Annotated in this window: 15 protein-coding genes; 5 read left to right on the top strand and 10 right to left on the bottom strand. The window is 39.0% G+C overall.

All coding sequences use genetic code 11. The features are described from left to right. Positions 1 to 288: 288 nt before the first annotated feature. Positions 289 to 1,587, bottom strand: coding sequence for a DEAD/DEAH box helicase (locus Q8S11_RS07140; protein WP_305661398.1), 1,299 nt, complete (start codon positions 1,585 to 1,587; stop codon positions 289 to 291). A 282-nt stretch (positions 1,588 to 1,869) separates the two neighbouring features. Here Q8S11_RS07140 and Q8S11_RS07135 point away from each other — a divergent pair, with 282 nt between their 5' ends. Then, positions 1,870 to 2,496, top strand: a complete 627-nt coding sequence (locus Q8S11_RS07135; RefSeq protein WP_305661397.1) for a DUF6266 family protein — start codon at positions 1,870 to 1,872, stop codon at positions 2,494 to 2,496. A gap of 71 nt (positions 2,497 to 2,567) precedes the next feature. Here the strand turns inward: Q8S11_RS07135 and Q8S11_RS07130 are convergent, their stop codons facing one another. Continuing rightward, on the bottom strand, positions 2,568 to 3,809 hold the full coding sequence (locus Q8S11_RS07130) for a DUF2130 domain-containing protein (protein ID WP_305661396.1): 1,242 nt from the start codon (positions 3,807 to 3,809) through the stop codon (positions 2,568 to 2,570). Positions 3,810 to 4,055: 246 nt separating this feature from the next. Between Q8S11_RS07130 and Q8S11_RS07125 the strand changes: the two genes are divergently transcribed. Together Q8S11_RS07125 and Q8S11_RS07120 are read left to right on the top strand one after the other, a co-directional pair. Beyond that, complete coding sequence (locus Q8S11_RS07125) at positions 4,056 to 4,763, top strand: bifunctional 2-polyprenyl-6-hydroxyphenol methylase/3-demethylubiquinol 3-O-methyltransferase UbiG (RefSeq protein ID WP_305661395.1); 708 nt, start codon at positions 4,056 to 4,058, stop codon at positions 4,761 to 4,763. A 316-nt stretch (positions 4,764 to 5,079) separates the two neighbouring features. Next, entirely contained in the window at positions 5,080 to 7,863 is a 2,784-nt protein-coding gene (locus Q8S11_RS07120; RefSeq protein ID WP_305661394.1) for a bifunctional YncE family protein/alkaline phosphatase family protein, read from the top strand. 729 nt (positions 7,864 to 8,592) lie between these two features. Here the strand turns inward: Q8S11_RS07120 and Q8S11_RS07115 are convergent. Further along, positions 8,593 to 9,462, bottom strand: a complete 870-nt coding sequence (locus Q8S11_RS07115; RefSeq protein WP_305661393.1) for an aldose 1-epimerase family protein — start codon at positions 9,460 to 9,462, stop codon at positions 8,593 to 8,595. Between the two features lie 69 nt (positions 9,463 to 9,531). Further along, positions 9,532 to 10,761 carry a DEAD/DEAH box helicase gene (locus Q8S11_RS07110; RefSeq protein WP_305661392.1) on the bottom strand — a complete coding sequence of 410 codons (1,230 nt, stop codon included), beginning with the start codon at positions 10,759 to 10,761 and terminating at the stop codon, positions 9,532 to 9,534. A gap of 301 nt (positions 10,762 to 11,062) precedes the next feature. Between Q8S11_RS07110 and Q8S11_RS07105 the strand changes: the two genes are divergently transcribed. Further along, positions 11,063 to 12,673 carry a CTP synthase gene (locus tag Q8S11_RS07105; protein WP_305661391.1) on the top strand — a complete coding sequence of 537 codons (1,611 nt, stop codon included), beginning with the start codon at positions 11,063 to 11,065 and terminating at the stop codon, positions 12,671 to 12,673. Positions 12,674 to 12,701: 28 nt separating this feature from the next. After that, positions 12,702 to 14,579: a membrane protein insertase YidC gene (yidC, locus tag Q8S11_RS07100; protein WP_305661390.1), complete on the top strand. Its 1,878-nt coding sequence runs from the start codon at positions 12,702 to 12,704 to the stop codon at positions 14,577 to 14,579. 94 nt (positions 14,580 to 14,673) lie between these two features. Here yidC and Q8S11_RS07095 read toward each other — a convergent pair whose 3' ends face one another. The 6 genes from Q8S11_RS07095 to Q8S11_RS07070 all read right to left on the bottom strand — a co-directional run bounded on the left by Q8S11_RS07095 (position 14,674) and on the right by Q8S11_RS07070 (position 19,641). Then, on the bottom strand, positions 14,674 to 15,066 hold the full coding sequence (locus Q8S11_RS07095) for a hypothetical protein (RefSeq protein ID WP_305661389.1): 393 nt from the start codon (positions 15,064 to 15,066) through the stop codon (positions 14,674 to 14,676). A 65-nt stretch (positions 15,067 to 15,131) separates the two neighbouring features. After that, on the bottom strand, positions 15,132 to 16,286 hold the full coding sequence (locus Q8S11_RS07090) for a dipeptidase (RefSeq protein WP_305661388.1): 1,155 nt from the start codon (positions 16,284 to 16,286) through the stop codon (positions 15,132 to 15,134). Between the two features lie 86 nt (positions 16,287 to 16,372). Continuing rightward, entirely contained in the window at positions 16,373 to 17,011 is a 639-nt protein-coding gene (locus Q8S11_RS07085) for an HAD family hydrolase (RefSeq protein ID WP_305661387.1), read from the bottom strand. 99 nt (positions 17,012 to 17,110) lie between these two features. Then, positions 17,111 to 17,539: a nuclear transport factor 2 family protein gene (locus Q8S11_RS07080; protein WP_305661386.1), complete on the bottom strand. Its 429-nt coding sequence runs from the start codon at positions 17,537 to 17,539 to the stop codon at positions 17,111 to 17,113. Positions 17,540 to 17,551: 12 nt separating this feature from the next. Further along, the gene (locus Q8S11_RS07075; RefSeq protein ID WP_305661385.1) at positions 17,552 to 18,673 is read right to left on the bottom strand and encodes a bile acid:sodium symporter family protein; all 1,122 of its coding nucleotides are present in this window, start codon (positions 18,671 to 18,673) and stop codon (positions 17,552 to 17,554) included. A 44-nt stretch (positions 18,674 to 18,717) separates the two neighbouring features. After that, positions 18,718 to 19,641, bottom strand: a complete 924-nt coding sequence (locus Q8S11_RS07070) for an RraA family protein (RefSeq protein ID WP_305661384.1) — start codon at positions 19,639 to 19,641, stop codon at positions 18,718 to 18,720. Positions 19,642 to 19,694 lie beyond the last annotated feature (53 nt).

Raw genomic sequence — 19,694 nt, 5'->3', positions numbered from 1 at the left:
CGGGCTTCAGCCCGATTAAATGTTGTCGGCGCTGAAGCACCGGTTTACGTTATTTTCTAACCTGCTATATGCGGGGCTGAAGCCCGAATTGAATCACGCCGATTACAACCCGCCTAAAGGCGGGCCCTATTGAGCGATACGCCTATACCCGAGATTAAAATAGCTCAATTGTTAATAAAATACCCTCTTTCCTAAATATGGCAAGAGTTTCAATTCTGCTGCCGGGCTAAACCTTAATAAAAACTTTCCCCGGACAAAAGTGATTTTGGAATTTGCTGATTAAGGTGATTATCTGTTCTTAAATTTCATTTTTGCCTTTTCCCTTGAACTGTAATTATAATCTTTAGCATTACTTTCCTTTTTGGGATGAAAGGCTGCTCCGCTCAATGTTTCGGTATCCTGACTAATTTTTGTGGTTTTGATAGCCTTTTTGGGTTTATCCTTTTCAATCACAAGATCTTCAGGCAGCTCTGCAATTGGAAGGATCTTACCGATAGCAAGCTCAATTTTCTTGATCAAAGCAAGCTCAATATCCGTTGAAAAGCTGATTGCCATTTGTTCGATTTCAGCATTTGGCTTACTCTTCACTATCCTGCCGACAAAAGTCTCAACCTCTGCAGGAATTTCCAGATGAAAAATAAAGGGAATTCCATCAAGCTGAATTGATTCTTTCAGATCATCTGCGATAAGCAATACTCTTGTATCATCTGTTTGTTTAAAATCATCAATCAGATCAAAGCCGGGGTGATCAAAGAATAATGGTTTGTAAATCGCAATATCCTTATCAAGGTATTTAAAAAGGCTCTTGAATACTTTTTCTGCTGTAAGTCTGGTATTGACGAACACAACAACTTTACTGAATACATCCTTGTCACGAAGGAGAAGATTGAGCAAATTTACTTTTGTCTTGAAATCAGGAACTTTATAAAGCAACTGATCAATAGTTTCCAGTTTGGGTTCGCCCAGATCATTTACTTCAATCAAAGCCGGCTGAATCATAAACTGATCGATCAAAAGATGCAGTTTATCATGCAGAACCTCAGTAAATACCAGATGCTGACATTTAACAATGCTTCTGGCCAGTTCTGCAACAGGTAATTGCATCCCGCGTTTAACGATCTCTGCGGCATCATCCACAATGAAAATGATGATTTTATTCAGGTTCAAACCGAGCTTGAGATAGATCGCCCTTGCCCTGTCGGGAGTTGCAACCACAATATCAGCACCATCGGCTAATGCATCCATCTGCGACTCCATCCCGGCTTCAGGATATAATCCCACTATGCGTATCGTCTGATTTCTGTTCAATAATTCAAACCGCTCAATAACAGCTAACACATGATCTTTATCCGGAACCAGAACCAAAGCGCGTGGCGCTTCTTCCAGGCCATATTTTAAGCGCATCAGCGATCCCAAAACATAAGCTGTTGTCTTCCCCGAACCTTCAGGTGCTACTGAGATCACATCCTGACCACCCAGAATGCGTGACATTGTTTTAAGCTGAATTTCTTTGGGACCTAAATAACCCGCATCAGTCATTGCTCTGACTAAGGGCTTACTCAGCTTTAATTTCTCTAACAAGACCATGCAAACAGATTTTTATTTTGAAATGCAAAGGTAGCAGAATAGTATTGAGTATAGAGTATTGAGTATTGAGATATTAAGTTAATTGGATGAGACATGTTAGAGACATATGGGTACCTGATTATAAAAAAACACAGAGTAAACGCGGACTAAACGCGGACAAAACACGAATAAAACAAAAATATATTCGCGTTTACTACAGGTTTAGTCCCTGGTTATCAAATGTTTAATTTGGATTTATCCGGAACTTTTCCTATATTCAGTATAGACATAAACCGAACAATTATGGCAAGATTAATCAACGGTATCAATGGCCCTTTTGTAGGAAAGGTAGGCTCTGTGATTGGTTATACTGTAAATGGTGTAGCATATATGAAGGGGCTCTATAAAAAAAGAACCAAAAAGCCAAAAGAAGGCGAAGTTCTTAACCGCAAAAAATTTGCGGCAGCGCAAGCCTGGCTACATCCTGTAACAGATTTTGTAAGAGTTGGATTTAAGGGGTATAATGAACGATTTCAAGGTTTTACAGCAGCCAAATCATGGCTTATGAAAAATTGCATTCAGGTTATTGATGGTGAAATCATTATTGATCCTTCACTTGTAAAAATCAGTTCAGGCAATTTACCGCTTCCTGAAAATATACAATGCAGTCTGCAGGAACCGAACACTTTTCACATCAGCTGGACTCCGGTATGGAAACAAGGCCTACTTTCGGATCAGGCCATGGTAATGGCTTATGACCAGAAACATAGTCCTTATGGTGTCATTTATGGTAGTGACAGAACTGTCGGTGAAGTGCTTATACCGGTTCATCCTTCGTCCAAACCCTATCATGTTTACCTGGCATTTATCGCTGCCGACCGGAGCAGGCAATCGGAAAGTGTGTATTTGGGGGAGTTTTGGGTTTTATAATCTTAGGCTAGTGATTTGAGGAGTCAAACAACTCTGAAGCCTTCCCATTTTTATAAGCATCCCTGAAAATATTATTCAAGCAACAGAGTATCATCTTCATCATCCGAAAGGCTCAGCGAAATCGTATCTGCACCTGCAATCCCTTCAATAGAACCTTTAATACTTGAAGCATTCAGCAAGACCTTATCCAATTGCTTTTCACGCATTTTCCACATTTTCTCCATCGCATCCCGTTCCCGATGAATGGATAAGCGCATACTCATATACCCTTCACGAATGGCCTTCCATTGCTCTGAAAACTCAGTCCCTGTCAGATAATCATAAAGCATATGCATTTTATCGCCCCTGTTCTCCTGGGATTTGGAGGAATTATAAAGTCTCAGGATGCCATCCCGTAAAACGTAGGCTACAGCCTTAACTTCCTCAAAAGAACAGATCCATACACCATCCCGCTCTCCAAAACAGTTCATTCCTTTAGGGTAAGTTTGGGTTACAATTACTGCAATATCCACCCCCTCCTTACGCATATCCTTTTTAAGTTTATCTATCCAGTCGTTCGCAAAATCCTTGGTCCGTTTACTTTCATAAATGATCTTACCGCAATCCTGGCCAAATTTATTCCTCACGACCTGGATACAGTCGGCACCGCGAACGCCTTTTCCAACTTCACCAATCTGATCAAATGGGAATGTAACCCTCAACACTTCCTCCAGAATCAATTCCTGAACCTCACCCTGCAGCTGCATCGAACCCTGTTCGGCTTTGCGGCGCATTTCATCTACCAGCTTCTTCTGGTCTTCCAATTGCTTCTCAAATTCTTTGATACGCAATTGATGTTCAGTTTCTTTCAACTGATTTTTTTCAAGCTCCTGCTTCTTGATCTGTTCAACGATCTGATTCCGCTCTGTCTGCATTTTTCGCTGAATCTCGATCTCCATTTCTTCTGCCCTGGTCTTAAGTTCCTGCTCCTTCTTTAAAAATTCCAGTTCCTTCTGCCCTGCCAGTTTTAACTTTTCCTGGTTCTCTTTATTGGCATTCTCTAAAAAATTCAGTTTATTCTCAAAATCTACAGCAATACTTTTACGAACCGCTTCCTCAAGATTGATCTTTTCCTGTGCCAGCTGCTGCTCATATTTAAGAGAAAGTGCTTTTTGCTGAACCTTAAAATCCTCTTCCTTTTTAAGAAATTCTTCATCCTTCTTCTTCTGCCAGGCAATCATCTTATCGCGCAATTCCTGCTCATATTCCTTACCAATGGCCTCCTCGAGTGGGAACGAGTGACCGCAGGATGGACATTTTACTTCTGTTGACATATATTCAGCTTAAACAATCCGATGTATCATTTTAATACTCTTATATTTTATTTTCTAATTTACTAACATTTTTAGTAAATCCATGATTGATATTCAAAATAATTAACACAAAAATAATCTTATGAATTTTCAGAAATTTAATTTAGAACAATTCATAAGGAGTATTTTTATCCAATATTAGAAAAATTTGACGAAGTCGGGATTAAGAATCAATTTGTACAGGATTGATTCTGTGACAAAATATACATGGATATCTACGGACAGGCATTACTGGATCAATACCGGGGTAAACTAAAAAGTAAACTCTGGCTGTATAACAGCTACGGGCACCCTGAAGATATGCCTGTTGATATTTTCTTCAGACCCGAAGCTGACATGCCCGAAATGGAAATTATCGCTATGGATCTATGCAGGGGAAAAACTCTGGATATTGGGGCAGGGGTTGGCAGTCATGCCCTGATTCTGCAGTCTAAAGGCATTGATGTCACTGCTCTTGAAATCTCTTCAAAAGCCTGTGAAATAATGAAGCACCGGGGCGTTAAAAAGGTTGTTAATGCAGATATACTTAAATACGATTCTGAAAAATATGATACCATATTACTGCTTATGAATGGTATCGGGCTCTGTGAAGACATCTCTGGTCTGCGCTATTTTCTTGACTACATAAAGAATCTATTATTGCCAACAGGACAGCTAATATTCGATTCATCCGATATTGCCTATCTGTATAAACCCGATGAATTCATATCCAGTAATTATTACGGTGAAATATCATATCAATATGAATATCAAAAGATTAAGGGAAATTGGTTTAAGTGGTTATATGTTGATTTCGACACCTTAAAGGTAATAGCTGAAAAAGCCGGATGGGAGTGTGAGATGATCTATGAAGACGATATGGATCAGTATCTTGTAAGGATGGTTCTGCTTAAAGAGATCAATGAAAACAAATGATAGGGTTATATATTTAGTTTGCTTAGCTATCCCATTTTTAAATGCAAATGACAGGAGTTAAATAATGCAGTATTTCATCGACAGAATTAATAAACTAAGGCTACATAATCCAAATAATCATAATTAAATTAATGAAATCTACTCTTAAAATATAGTTCCCTGTATAGCTGATCGTACAGGACTTTTGTACCAAAAATTAAGATTATCTTCACACTCATTTAATCTCAAACTAGAGTTAATAGCATAGTTTTATATTTTAATGTCCAAACTGAATTTTATGATTTTAAAATCTCTAACAAACTGTTTTAAGATAAATTTGAAAGCATATTTTACTTTGATAGTTCAGGTACTATTATCAGGAACACTTTTCGCCCAGCTCCCGAATTACGTAATCTCTGCTCCTGCCGGGGAAGAATATGTGACTATCAAAAAAGATGGCAAGACAGTTATCCCTAATGGACGCTATATTAGTCCCCTGGGCAGAGCTCATATGGTCGCTCCTCACCCCTACGGCTTGGCGATAAGCAGCGATGGGAATATTGCAATCACAGCAAATTCGGGAACAAACCCCATCTCAATCAATATCCTTAAAAATATCCTATCAGAAAACCCAGAAATCACCCAGGTACCTGAAAATCCCAAAGGAGACACAGGAATACTTGAATCTGCATTTATGGGTCTGGTGATCTCGCCGGATAATAAAACAGTCTATGTAGCAGGCGGGCAAAGTAATAAAGTCTACAAATTTGATATTGCAAGCGGAAAACCTCTCGGAGCAATCAATTGCAGTTTTAAAAACAGCAAATTTGATTATTCACATGGATATATCGGGGATATGGTCGGCTCGAAAGATGGGCGCTACCTTTATGCAGTAGATCAGATCGGATTCAGAATGATCACGATCGACCTGCTGCAGGAAAAAATGATTTCCTCAAGCCCTGTTGGGCGATATCCTTTTGGAATAAGCCTTTCAAAAGATGAAAAAACAGTTTATGTGGCCAATGTGGGCATGTTTGAATACAGTTATATCAAAAAGAAAGTAAATGGAGAGTGGAAAAGAGGGTCAATAGCTGCTCCGGGTTTTGCCTATGATACTCCGGAAGCTGAAAAAGGCATTGAGACTGATACTGTTCAGATCCCCGGACTTGGTCCGGTGCAGTCGGAGAAAGCATTTTCTGTATGGGCTTTACAGGTCAAAGACCCGCTTAAACCTGTTGTAATTGCGAAGATCAAGACCGGAAACATGGTGGGACAAATGGTTGATGGGATTCCGGCAGTTGGTGGCTCAAGTCCTAATTCAATAGTTTCAGCAGGGAATTATGTATTCATTAGTAATGGAAATAATGATAATATCACGGTACTCGATAGCCGGAAACAAAAGATTGTAACTCATATAAAACTGGCGCCGGAAGAACGATTAAGTAAACTAAGAGGGATTATTCCTTTCGGATTAGCAGTTTCTCCGGATGAAAAACGGGTTTATGTTGCTGAATCCGGCATTAATGCTGTTGCAGTTATTGATGTCCCAACCTTAAAAGTGATCGGCCACATTCCTGCAGGCTGGTTTCCTGCAAAATTAAAAGTATCACCTGATAACAAAAAACTGATCATTTCTAATGCTAAAGGATTCGGAAGTGGCCCGAATGGAGGAGAGTCGTTTAAAAGTGGTCCCGCAGGTTCCTATATCGGTAGTCTGATGTTTGGCTCAGTACAGGTTTGCGACATTCCTGATGATAAGGATTTGGGAGATTTGACCAGGCAGGTGATTGAGAACAATTTTATATTCAGAAAGGCATCCGATACTTCCTTTTCATGGAGAAATAACAATCCAATTCCTCTTTTCCCCGGACAAAAAGAATCACCAATTAAACATATTGTGTTCATTTCTAAGGAGAACCGTACCTATGATGAAGTTTTTGGTCAGCTAAAAAATGGAAAGGGTGATCCTTCAATCGCCAGATATGGGGAAGATGTCTCCTTCAGCAACAGTAAAGGAACTGCAAGGGTTGAATCGGCTACTGTCATGCCTAATCACCTGAAACTTGCCAGAACATTTTCATTCAGTGATAACTTCTATGTGGATGCAGATGTGTCTGCAGATGGGCATCGCTGGTTGGTGAATACCTATCCGAACCAGTGGGTGGAGGCTACAACGGCTGCAGGATATGGCTCAAACAGATCCTATCGCAGTGATTCGAATGCCCCGGGAAACCTTGGAATTAATGGTTCGGCGGGTGCAATTTATCCTGAAGATTATAATGAAGCGGGTTCAATGTGGGAGCATATGGAAAGAAATAAGGTTGGCTATTTTAATTTCGGTTTTGGGGTTATGTTTGAACCCGGCGATTATAAGGATCATTATAAATACGGGGGAATTAAACACCTTGCTAATTATCCTATGCCCAAACCTTTGTTTTCGCGCACATCTTATACCTATCCTACCTACAATATGGCTATTCCTGATCAATTCAGGGTAAGTGTTTTCGAAAAGGAATTTAATGAAAAATGGGGATTGGGAAAGGAAATAATGCCATCTGTTTTGACAGTTATCCTTCCAAATGATCATGGTGCTGCTGATCGTCCGGAAGCGGGTTATCCTTTCAGGGAGAGTTACATGGCAGACAATGACCTTGCAGTAGGCCGGATTGTTGAATTTCTATCCAATACACCCTACTGGAAAAATATGCTTATCATCATAACCGAGGATGATGCCCAAAATGGCGTTGATCATATTGATGCTCACCGGAGTATTTTAATGGCAATTTCGCCTTATACTAAAAGGAACTATTCAAGCCATACCCATACAAGCTTTGGAAGCATATTTAAAACTTTTTGGAATATTTTAGGTATTCCTTACCTAAACCAATATGATGCAGGTGCCAGCGACCTTGCAGATATGTTTACTGAAGTTCCTGATTTTACACCATACAAGGCTATACCTGCAGACAGCAGATTTTTCGATCCTCAAAAGGCCCTTGATCCCTATGATGAGAAATTTGACTGGAAAGCCCTTAAGGAAGGTCCTGAAATGGATGATATGAAGGATATGATCCGTGAAAGCAGAAAACAGGACAGGCAAAGGTTATCGAAAAAGGAATAAGAGTATTAGGATAATTAGTTTCATAAGTAGCGGAATATCTTGAGGGGTTTTAGGTATTTAGGATTCCCCTCTGGTCGGTGTTCTCACCGTACCAAGCACGATCATATCATTGGTCGGTGATAACACCAACCACAGGGAAATTATCTTGATTTTGATTTAAGGAAGATTAAAAGGCAGTGTTAAAATTATTCAGATAAAGCTTTGGAGCGATATAATTGGATTTTGGAAAGCAATACCTGTATAATATAGGCTAGTTCAGTCCTTTCCTCCGGGGTAGTTCCGGCAAAAAATCACGTACTATTTCAAATTACGAATAGCCGGAAGCTACCTCCTCCGGCAAGGTTTATTTTACCCGGAGCTGTGTTTCATAGGGATGGGCAACCCGGAGCTGCTGTTGCGCATGTGCCCTGCGTTTCATGAATTAAATGAACAAACACAGGCGACACGAGTGCGCACTATGTCATTATTTAAGAGTCTGGAGGTTCCAGCTTGCGCTGGAATGACAAAATTTTTGGTTATTAAGGAGATTCCAGCCTGCGCTGGAATCGGGTTAAGTTATCTACTTATTTTTTCAGTACCCTTGCCCGGCATTTAAATAGACAAAAAACATTTAAAGCACCACAGTATTTATTAAAGGTTTCAGCATTTCGATTCCAGCGAAGGCTGGAATCTCCTTACTCCCCAAACAATACTTGTCATTCTCGCGAAAGCGAGAACCTCCACTAACACCTAATTTATCCCAATCGTAAAACTGCATTCAAAAACTTTAGAAGTTTCCAATTTTTGAATTCCATCCTTTTCTGAAAACTCTTTCAGTTCACCGGTACTATCCGCATAACCAAGCCAGGGTTCGATGCAAACAAATGCTGCATCGGGAGCTGCCCAAATCCCCAATGATGGGAAATCTTCATAAGAAACAGATACAAAATTGGGTGTTTGATGATTTCTGATCAGTACTTCTTTAGAAAGTAAGTCCTTAAATACGAGCGCACCATCCCTGAATAAATCTTTACTAAGGTTTAGTCTCCTGCTATCCAGAAACACTTGTGTAGTTTCACCTGTAAAAAAACCAGCATCATTAAACAGGTGTTTGACTAATACTTCATCCTGATCAAATTCAATATAATAATCATCGTATGTCCCATCTTTAGAAAAGGGAATATTGAATGCAGGATGTGCACCAATAGAAAAGAAGATAGGTTTATCATCCTTATTTATCACTATATAATCCATAGTAATCTCGGTATCCTGCAAGTGATAAGCTACCTGTAATAAAAATTTAAAGGGATAAACTGCTAGAGTTTGCTCAGAATAATCAAGGGTAAAAACTGCATGTTTAGCTGAACTTTCAGTTAAAATAAAATTTGAATGCCGTGCAAAACCATGTCTCTGCATTGGATATTTTATTCCTTCAATCTGAATCTGATTATTCATACAGTTTCCCACCACCGGAAACAGGTTTGGTGCATGGAATGCCCAAACCGAAGGTTCAGCCTGCCACAAGTATTCCAGACCATTAATTTTATTGGAAATGGAACATAACTCAGCTCCTTTATTCAGGATACCTACCGACAGGAATTCGTTTTCCAGAACATGCATGACAGGTACTAATTAATATAAAAATAAGCAGAATGATTTTGAAAATGACAAATTTAGGAAAAATCTGAACTAGGCCTGCTTCCTGTTTACCCAGACTTTTTTCTTATTCCGCCCATTCCTCTGATTTCCACTGGTTGAAGGTCTCCTCATTCCCGGGCTATAAACAGGTCCTTCCCCTAATTCTTCAGGCAAAGTCATTCTTGGTATCTCTTTACCGATAAGGTTTTCAATGAAAGAAAATTTACGCTGGTCTTTTTCGTTCACAAAAGTTATGGCAGTGCCCGTTGTTTCTGCTCTGGCCGTTCTGCCAATCCGGTGGATATAATCTTCAGGATCGGGCGGTACGTCAAAATTAATTACAAGACTGATTCCTTCTACATCTATTCCACGACTTAATACATCTGTACCAATAATCACAGGCAAGGTACGGCTTTTAAAGGCTCTCAAGACTGTTTCACGTTGTTCCTGCTCCAGATCAGAGTGGAAAGCTTCCGATTTTATCCCCTCTTTTCGGAGTGTTCTGTTAAGGTCTTTTACGGTTTCCTTTCTCGAACAAAAAATAAGGACACTTTTGTATTCCCCGCCTTTCAGCAAGGTGCTGATCAATTTAATCTTTTGGTTATCATGAACCATATAAACCTGCTGGGAAATACCAGCAGCAGGTTGTGAAAGTGCAATATTAATCTGTTCAGGGTTCTTTAATATGGTATTTGCAAGTGTTCTGATCTTTGGAGGCATCGTAGCCGAGAAAAGCAGGGTTTGTCTTTCTTTAGGAAGATTACTGATAATCCTTAAAATATCTTCATAAAATCCCATATCAAGCATTCGATCGGCTTCATCCAAAACCAGATATTGAAGATGGTCAAGTTTAATCACACCAGATGCGAGGTGGGCAATTAATCGTCCGGGGGTGGCAATTACAATATCAACACCGTCCATCATTGCCCGGCGTTGTTGTTCGTAAATCATACCATCCCCACCACCATAAACGGCTATTGAACTGATTCCTGCAAAATAGGCCAAACCTTCAACCTGCTGATCGATTTGCTGTGCCAATTCCCTTGTAGGTGCCAGAATCAGCGCCTTTGTATATTTCTTTTCAGAAATACTGATGTGCTGCAGGACTGGTAAAAGATAGGATGCAGTCTTACCTGTGCCAGTTTGGGCACAAGCAATCAGATCTTTATGTTCAAGAATTAGTGGAATTGCCTGGGATTGAATTGGGGTGGGTTTAACGTAACCCATACTTTGAAGTCCTTCAAGTAACTGAGGATCAAAATTGAAATCGCTGAAAGTCAAATTGAAATATTAATAATTAAATAAAAGCAAAAATAGGGAAAAGAATTGAGAGTGGAGAATGGAGAGTTGAGAGTTAAAAAAACAATATCACAATTAAAAGAAATTTTGTTCATTCTCCACTCTCCACTCTCAATTTTGAATTAAATGCATTTATTAACACCACCCAATTTCTCAACAAATAATACAATTATCAAAAAATATACTACTTTTGAATCCCGTACAAAACAATGTTTTTTATTGTCTGAGACTCGGTAATAAGCCATCAGATAATAAAGCATTCTTAGCAAATCCTACAGATATCATGACCAAATACATTTTTGTTACGGGCGGCGTTACTTCGTCGTTAGGAAAAGGTATTATTTCCGCTTCCCTGGCTAAACTTCTTCAATCAAGAGGGTACCGGGTAACTATCCAAAAGTTCGATCCTTATATTAATATCGATCCGGGAACTTTAAACCCCTATGAACATGGTGAATGTTATGTAACTGAAGATGGAGCTGAAACAGATCTGGATCTGGGTCATTATGAGCGTTTTCTGAATGTTCCAACATCAAAGGCCAATAACATAACCACCGGCAGGATTTATCAGAATGTTATCAATAAAGAGCGTGAAGGAGCTTATTTGGGCAAAACTGTTCAGGTAGTACCCCACATCACCGACGAGATCAAACGCAATATGAAAATATTGGGTGAAACAGGTGATTATGATATTATAATTACGGAACTGGGAGGAACTGTTGGGGATATCGAGTCACTCCCGTTCATTGAAGCTGTGCGTCAGTTAAGATGGGAATTAGGTTCTGGTAATTCATTGGTTATTCACCTTACCCTTGTTCCTTATCTGGCAGCTGCAGGTGAGTTAAAAACGAAACCTACCCAGCACTCTGTTAAAATGCTTCTTGAATATGGTATTCAACCGGATATATTAGTTTGCCGCACCGAACACCATCTTCCCCAGGAATTAAGAAAGAAAATTGCACTTTTTTGCAATGTGAATATCAATGCAGTTATCGAATCAATCGATGCATCAACGATTTATGATGTTCCCTTGCTGATGCTGAAAGAGCAACTTGACAAAACGGTTCTAAGCAAATTAAAACTGCCAAATAAAAATGAACCAGATCTGGAGAACTGGAAAGATTTTCTGGGCCGACTGAAAAATCCTACAGCAGAAATCAATATCGGGCTCGTAGGTAAATATGTAGAACTTCCTGATGCCTATAAATCGATAACGGAGGCATTTATTCATGCTGGTGCAAAAAATGAATGTAAAGTCAAAGTAAAATGCATTCATTCTGAAAATATCAGTGCTGAAAACGTAGCTGAAAAGCTAAAGGGGCTTGATGGAGTTCTGGTTGCTCCCGGATTTGGAAGCCGGGGAATTGAAGGCAAAATTGAAGCCATAAAATATGTCAGAGAGCAACAAATGCCTTTCTTCGGGATTTGCCTGGGCATGCAATGTGCTGTCATTGAATTTGCCCGCAATGTTCTGGGACTTAAGGAGGCGCATAGTATTGAGATGAATGAGGATACCAAAGATCCGGTCATCTCGATGATGGAGGAACAGAAAAAGATTAAAAATAAGGGCGGGACAATGCGATTAGGTTCATATACCTGTGATCTAAAAAAAGGAAGCAAAGCTGCAGCAATTTACGGGAAGAGCCGCATTACTGAACGTCATCGTCATCGCTATGAGTTCAATAATTCCTATTTAGAGCAGTTTGAAAAGGCCGGAATGATCGCATCTGGAATTAATCCTGAGAATAATCTCGTTGAAATAGTAGAATTAAAGGATCATCCATTTTTTATAGGAGGGCAATTTCACCCTGAATTAAAATCAACAGTTGATAATCCTCATCCACTTTTTGTTAACTTTGTCGCCGCCGCATTAAGCTATTCTAAAAAGAAGTAAGCTTTTTAGCAAAAAAGACTAAAAAATAATGGATAGAAATACTTTCACAGGACTCTTTTTGATATTAATCATATTAGTTGGGTCAACCTACCTGATGCAACCCTCTGATGAAGATATCAAAAGAGAAAAAGCAAAACAAACACAAGATTCATTAATAAGAGTAACAAAAAGTGAAGCGGCACCCGCTGCCGCTATGCCCGATACGGCCAAAGCTGTTATATCACCTGCAATTGATTCCACTCTAATAAAATCAGGACCATTCGGAGCAGCGCAATCAGGTAGCAATGAACCTGTTATCCTTGAAAATGAGTTCCTTAAGGTAAGAATCAGTCCGAGAGGAGGAAGAATTGCCTCAGTTCAATTAAAGGATTTCAAAACCTATTCCCAGGAGCCTTTGATTATGTTTGAAGGTGAAGGGAATAAGTTCGGATTGATCTTTGGCTCTGCAGGACAGAATGTTAATACAAACGATCTTTATTTTGTTCCTTCAGGCAAATCATTTAGCGTTACAAAATCAGATTCCTCATCATTGACGATGCGGTTAACCCATTCTGAAGGAAAATACATCGACTATATCTATAGCCTTAAAGGTGAAAGTTATAACGTTGGCCTTACAATCCAGACTACTGGAATGCAGGATGTGGTAGCTCCTACCCAGCAATATGTTATCCTGAATTGGGAAGCTGTTTTAAAGCAAAAGGAAAAAGATCTGCCTGGTGAGCAAAAATATTCAAGTGCTTATTTTAAACAGGGTGATGAAAGTGTTGATTATTTAAGCCTTTCTGAATCGGAAACAAAAGAGCTGAATGAGGGAAAGATCAAATGGTTCTCCTTCAAACAGCATTTCTTCTCCAATGTCCTGATAGCGAAGAACAGCTTTGATAAGGGTGAATTAAGCGTTAATACAAGTCCTGATGCCGGGACTGTAAAAAGCTTTGCAGCTAAGATGCAGATACCTTTCCAGAGACAGGAAAGCAGCTCCTTTCCAATGGAGTTCTATTTTGGTCCTAATCAGTTAAATATCCTCGAAAAACAAGGCTTTGATATTGAAAAACAAATAGATCTTGGTTACTGGCCATTGAAGTATATTAACAGATGGGTTGTTTTACCTGTTTTCAATTTCCTTGAAGGGTTTGGATGGGGCTACGGACTTATTATTCTTGTTCTCACCATTCTTCTTAAAATGGTTCTGTTACCGCTTACGTATAAGTCTTACCTGTCTATGGCAAAGATGCGTATACTGAAACCGGAGATGGATGAAATCAAAGGCAAAGTTGGCGAAGACAACCCTACCCTGTTACAACAGGAATATTTAAAATTGTATAAAAAAGCTGGTGTAAATCCACTTGGTGGCTGTCTGCCAATGCTCTTGCAGCTTCCGATTATCATGGCTTTTTTCTTCTTCTTCCCGAATCTGTTTGAACTGCGCCAGCGCAGTTTCCTCTGGATGGAAGATCTTTCAACTTATGATGCATTCTTTAATTTAGGATTTGTAGTGCCATTTCTAGGGGACCATATTAGTTTGATGTGTATTTTAATGACTATTTCCACATTAATTTATACTTATTTTAATAACCAGGTTTCGGGAGCAACAGGTCAAATGAAATACATTGGTTATATCACACCAATCATTTTCTTTGGAGTACTGAACAGTTTCCCTGCGGGTTTGAATTATTATTATTTCCTTGCCAACCTGATGACCTTTGCGCAGCAATATATCATCAGAATGTTTGTTGATGATAACAAAATACATGCTCAGATTCAGGAGAACAAAAAGAAGCCAGCTTCAGAAAAGAAGACCTCAGGGTTTCAGAAAAGAATGGAGGATTATATGAGGCAACAGCAAGCCGCTAAAACCAAGGGTGCTGTTGAGGATAAAGGATCCAAAAAGAAATTAAAAAAATAATTAGTTAACGCTGACAGGGTTTTGAACCCTGTCAGCGTTAATTTGAACCCAGTCAGCGTTGTTTGAACCCTGCCAGCGTTGATTCAGAACCCTGTCAGCGTTTTCTGATTGCTGTAACCCTGGTAAAATTCTTTTCCATAGTTTGAAACATTAATTCAGTTTCCGAAAGTTTAGTGATCAAAAATGGAAATTCCCTTGTCCGGCCTCCTTCCAGTGATTCGGTATACCTGATCATCTTCCCATCCAGCCTGTATTTCCCATGAGACAACTGTTTACCGCCCCATTCAATGATCAGCTCATTGCTGGCAGTGAAAATTATTGCAGGCGATTGTTGTTTTATCTCTTCATCACTGGTGATATCCTCAGGATCTGCATTCACTACCTTTACATAATTCCATCTGCCATACAGATCATTTTGCTCGATAGAGCCGGAACAGGAAGCGAAAAAGATAAATAGACTGGTATAAATAACATTATAGCTTTTCATAAACGGGAAATAAAATAACAGAAAAAAGTCAATGCTAATATTAAAAGGTTAAATTAAATTGAGCACTATTCCGGTAAATTCTTTAAAAAGAAATCCCTGATATTTCCACCCACAATTTTTTCAATATCATCCCTTGAAAAACCAAGCTTCAGAAGTTCTTTGACAATTAAGGGAGTACCGGTAACATCAAAATGCATTTCAAAAGCCCCATCCCAATCTGATCCTAAAGCCACCTTATCTACACCAATCTTATCAGCAACATATTTGATCGTTTTTGCTGTTGAAGCTGCATCAGTACCACAAACTGCTGTTTCCCATAACCCAATCCCGACCAGGCCGTTCCGCTCTCCTATTTTTATCAGTTGTTCATCAGATAAGTTGCGCTGATTATCACACATCCCTCTGACACCAGTGTGTGAGACTAATATGGCTCCCCTGAAATTTTTAAACACATCCTCAATTGTATTTTGGGAGGAATGAGCGAGATCAACGGCAATACCCAACTCTTCCATTCTCTTGAGCAAAGAATGCCCTTTGGGAGTCAATCCTCCCTTCTTCATCCCATGAGCTGAACCTGCCCATTCATTGTCAAAAAAGTGCGTCAGTCCGATATAACGGATTCCGGCATTATAAAACTCATCCAGATTGGAAAGATCATTTTCGAGACAATGTGCTCCTTCAAGACCGAGCATGCCTGAACTTAATGTCCGGTCAACAGCCCGGTCAAAAAGAAAAGCTTTCATATCTGCTTTGCTCTGTATTACTCTGAATTTTCCTTCAGATCTTTCGGCAAAGTCATGTAATGCATTGGCCTGATAAAGGGATCTTTTTTTAACACTGAACCAATTTGCAGGTGACTGCAATTGGGCAAAACTAAGCAGGCCGATCTGATCTGAACGATCATCATTCTGTTCAATATTAATACCTGCCGGGACCTTACTCACAATAGTAAAAACCTGGAAAGCCATATTGCTCTTTTGCATACGTGGAAGATCAACATGACCGAAAGTATGCTCTTTGAGTAAATTTCGGTTCCATAATAAAGCATCACAATGAAGATCTGCTACAAATGGAATGGAATCATACCAGGAAATCTTTTCAAATGGCCCATTTATAGTGGATTTATTTTTTGAACGGTCAATGTATTGAGGGACAAATAAAAAAAATAGCAGGGCAAGCAAAACAAGTACAAGCATAATGATTTTAAATGCCTTTTTCATAGCTTTTTGATTTTGTACTATTGTTTAAACCATATTTAGATTAATAAAATGATCATTTAGAAAGATAATGATTAAAATACAGCTTATTAATCTTCCAGATTCATAAAATACTCAGTAAATGTGATAAAATCATCAAATTTAAGATCAAAATCCTCAGTAGTGCCAAAACCATATGTAAGCAGAACAAAAGGCAGTCCGGCCTTTCTGGTCTCTAATTCATCTCCCAATGTATCTCCGATATAAACCGGTGATTTTAAATTATGTTTATCAACAAGCAATTTAATATTATAGTGCTTAGGCATAGAATTTACGCCGTGTGCCATTTCATCTGTCACATATTCCTCAAGATTGGCCCACTTCAAAAATTCAACGATCAGGTTCTCAGGACAATTACTCACAATGAATAACTTATACTTTCTGCTGAGCTTAATGAGTCCGTCCCGTACGCCTTCATACATCACTCCTCCCCGTTCAGGCATCAGTCTAAGCCTGCAATCGTTTATAGTCTTATAAACCCGCTCTCGACCCTCCTCATCCATCTCAGGGAACAAATGGCTCAACACTTTAGATCGTTCCCAACCCATTACATAATGCAAGTCATCCCGTGTAAAAACCCGGTTCAGGTTTTCAATTTTGGCACCTTCATTCCACGATTCAAGGTAGGTATCAAGGGCATCCCATAAGGTGCCATCGAGATCAAATATTAAGCTATCAGGTTTTAACATTTTGAAAATTAGATTTTGAAATTTTGAAAAAATAAAAAAAGTGCGCTATGGAAAAATGCGCACTTTTAAAAAATTTATGGGATAACAATCCCGGTATGATTATAGTCTGAATGCCTGTCTTGCCAGTAATTTCCATTTCCCGCCCTCTTTTCTCCATACCATCAGATTACCTAATCTGATGTCAGTAGGAACACCTGCATTTGTGGCTTTTCCAATAAATACATGTCTTACAACAGCATTTTTTCCACTAACCCGAATTGTTTGATCGGTGGTGTTGATCGAAGTAAACTTAAACGGGCCGTTAAATAAAAAGTCAATAAACTGTTCTTTATTCTCAACCTTTCCAGCTGAATGACCATAGGACAATGCATCAGAGACCAACAAGTCTAAAGCTATCCGCTCAGGATTTACTACATTACTATGTAGCGCAGTGACTGCAGTTGCAACAGCTTGTTCAGACTTTGACTGTGAATAAATGTTTGTTACAACAAACATCATTAAAGCAAAAAATAATCCAATTTTCTTCATATCTATACGATTTTAATGAGATCTAACCTCTCCTTCAATTTCCGGTTCAACATACCCTTCAGGAGTTCTTCTGTGCCAGTAAGAAGCCAGCATAGAGCCCGTGATATTCATCAATGGTCCAAATACTGCAGGTGCTAGTCCCATAGTTGCGATTTTACCTAAACTATTCGCAATACCCGAAGCAAGTCCACCGTTTTGCATTCCCACCTCAAGTGCAACTGTACGTGCATCACGTTCAGGCATCTTGAATAGACGTGCGAACCAAAATCCTAAAGTATATCCAAATATATTATGAATCAACACAATCAGAATCAATAATGCACCTATGTCCAGCAAACTATCACGGCCTGCAGCTGTGATAACCACAATAATTAATGCAATCCCTGTCATAGAAACAATTGGCAATGCGTCGTCCAGCCATTTTGCTTTACCTGCAAAGAGTTTATTAAACAATAAACCTGCTCCAATCGGAATAATGATCATTTTTGCAATATCCCACATCATTCCCATCATATCTATTTCAATAAATTGACCTGCCAATAACTTCATCAGTAATGGAGTAAAAATCGGTGCTAATAGAGTTGCAATTGATGTTATTGTTAACGAAAGGGCAAGGTTGGCTTTAGCTAAATAGGCCATTACATTGGATGCCAGACCACTTGGCGAACAACCAATTAATACAATACCGGCAGCTATTTCGGGTGGAAAATTTGACATTGTAGCAAGGAAATAACCCATTCCCGGCATAATTAAAAATTGAGCTATGATTCCTACGAAAACCCCTTTAGGTGTCTTAAATACGGCTACAAAGTCCTTTGCGCTCATTGAAGTACCCATACCAAACATAATAATCTGGATAAGAGGAGTAATTAAACCCGTTAGCTTAAAATCTCCAACTGTTATAAAATAGACCGGATAATATAATGCCATTACCACAGCTGCAAATATTAAAGTGGTATAGGATAAACCTTTCAGTGCCTCAAAACCTCTAAAACCCAGAGCCATGGCCAGGAAGAAAAATATTATTATGGGTCCGGCGCTTTCTATATTACCCGTAAAAATAAGACCCAGAGAAATCAATAATAACAGAGCGGCAATACCTAAAGCTGCTGAGTGGAGGTTTAGCTGTTTCAATGTTTGAAATATTTAGTTTAAGTGAATAATGTTTAATCGTAAAATTACCAGGTTCTTTTGCTCATGATTACATCAAGTTCTGCTTTAGTCATTTTTCCTTCTTCAGGATGTCTTTCCATCCATTTCAGGAAATCCAGCTTCATTTCTTCAGTCCATTCAGCGTCCAACTGACCACCTGAATATTTTCCTGATTTGATAACTTCAAAGGCATATTTATCTCTTCTAACTACAAATTCAGCAGTCGATACCACTTGCTCTGCTAAATGTGCAGGAATAAACAAAACGCCAATTTTAGCCGCAATTACTAAATCACCAGGCATAACAACCGCATTACCGATACGAATTGGGGTATTTAAGCCCATCAACAGCATTTCCTCCATAAAACTAGGATGGAAGTCCCTCACAAAAGCATTGAATCCTTTTATCTCTTCCAATCCCGGTACATCTCTCGCTGCACCATTAAGTATTACCCCATTGCCTGAATTAGCAAAAATTGATGTCCCAAGAGTACTTCCAATTAGCGTACCTCCATTAATTTTTCCAAAAGCATCAGCAACATAAATATCTCCCTTTTTTAATACTGCAATTGGCCAGGTATTTGTATTACCAACACGTCCCTGCTTTACACCTCTTTCTTTAATGTTTTTTTCCAGGTCAGGACGATTTGGCATATACATAGCAGTTACTGCCCTTCCGGTCATAACTTCATCGTTCAGGGTTTTCCATCCATGCTCAAACTGATTGAGATAACCAGATACTTTCAATACTTGCCAGGCATCATCCAGGCCTATATTTTTTGCCCTTTCCAGAAGATTGTCGGCAATTTTGGGACGGCCATCAGGAAAACGTTCGCCCTTCCATTCGGAGGTTAAAAATATAAGTTCTTCCTTTGGAATTGTTTGTGCAAATAAATAAGCTTGAGAAGTAACACAAGCAAATACAAATGATAATAATAATTTAACTCTCATAGTTTTAATTTAATTTATAAATAAACAAAAATTATTTAAAAAATAATCAGATT

This window comes from Daejeonella sp. (assembly GCF_030695525.1).
Lineage (GTDB): Bacteria > Bacteroidota > Bacteroidia > Sphingobacteriales > Sphingobacteriaceae > Daejeonella.
Note: the sequence above shows the minus strand (reverse complement) of the source record. Positions and strands in the feature narration are given on the sequence as shown.

Bases quoted from the DNA above. Each gene is read 5' to 3' on its own strand.
- Q8S11_RS07085 (WP_305661387.1), bottom strand. From the start codon at position 17,011: ATGTTAAAACCTGATAGCTTAATATTTGATCTCGATGGCACCTTATGG.
- Q8S11_RS07090 (WP_305661388.1), bottom strand. From the start codon at position 16,286: ATGAAAAAGGCATTTAAAATCATTATGCTTGTACTTGTTTTGCTTGCC.
- Q8S11_RS07125 (WP_305661395.1), top strand. From the start codon at position 4,056: ATGGATATCTACGGACAGGCATTACTGGATCAATACCGGGGTAAACTA.
- Q8S11_RS07140 (WP_305661398.1), bottom strand. From the start codon at position 1,587: ATGGTCTTGTTAGAGAAATTAAAGCTGAGTAAGCCCTTAGTCAGAGCA.
- Q8S11_RS07105 (WP_305661391.1), top strand. From the start codon at position 11,063: ATGACCAAATACATTTTTGTTACGGGCGGCGTTACTTCGTCGTTAGGA.
- Q8S11_RS07080 (WP_305661386.1), bottom strand. From the start codon at position 17,539: ATGAAGAAAATTGGATTATTTTTTGCTTTAATGATGTTTGTTGTAACA.
- Q8S11_RS07135 (WP_305661397.1), top strand. From the start codon at position 1,870: ATGGCAAGATTAATCAACGGTATCAATGGCCCTTTTGTAGGAAAGGTA.
- Q8S11_RS07115 (WP_305661393.1), bottom strand. From the start codon at position 9,462: ATGCATGTTCTGGAAAACGAATTCCTGTCGGTAGGTATCCTGAATAAA.
- Q8S11_RS07130 (WP_305661396.1), bottom strand. From the start codon at position 3,809: ATGTCAACAGAAGTAAAATGTCCATCCTGCGGTCACTCGTTCCCACTC.
- Q8S11_RS07095 (WP_305661389.1), bottom strand. From the start codon at position 15,066: ATGAAAAGCTATAATGTTATTTATACCAGTCTATTTATCTTTTTCGCT.
- yidC (WP_305661390.1), top strand. From the start codon at position 12,702: ATGGATAGAAATACTTTCACAGGACTCTTTTTGATATTAATCATATTA.
- Q8S11_RS07070 (WP_305661384.1), bottom strand. From the start codon at position 19,641: ATGAGAGTTAAATTATTATTATCATTTGTATTTGCTTGTGTTACTTCT.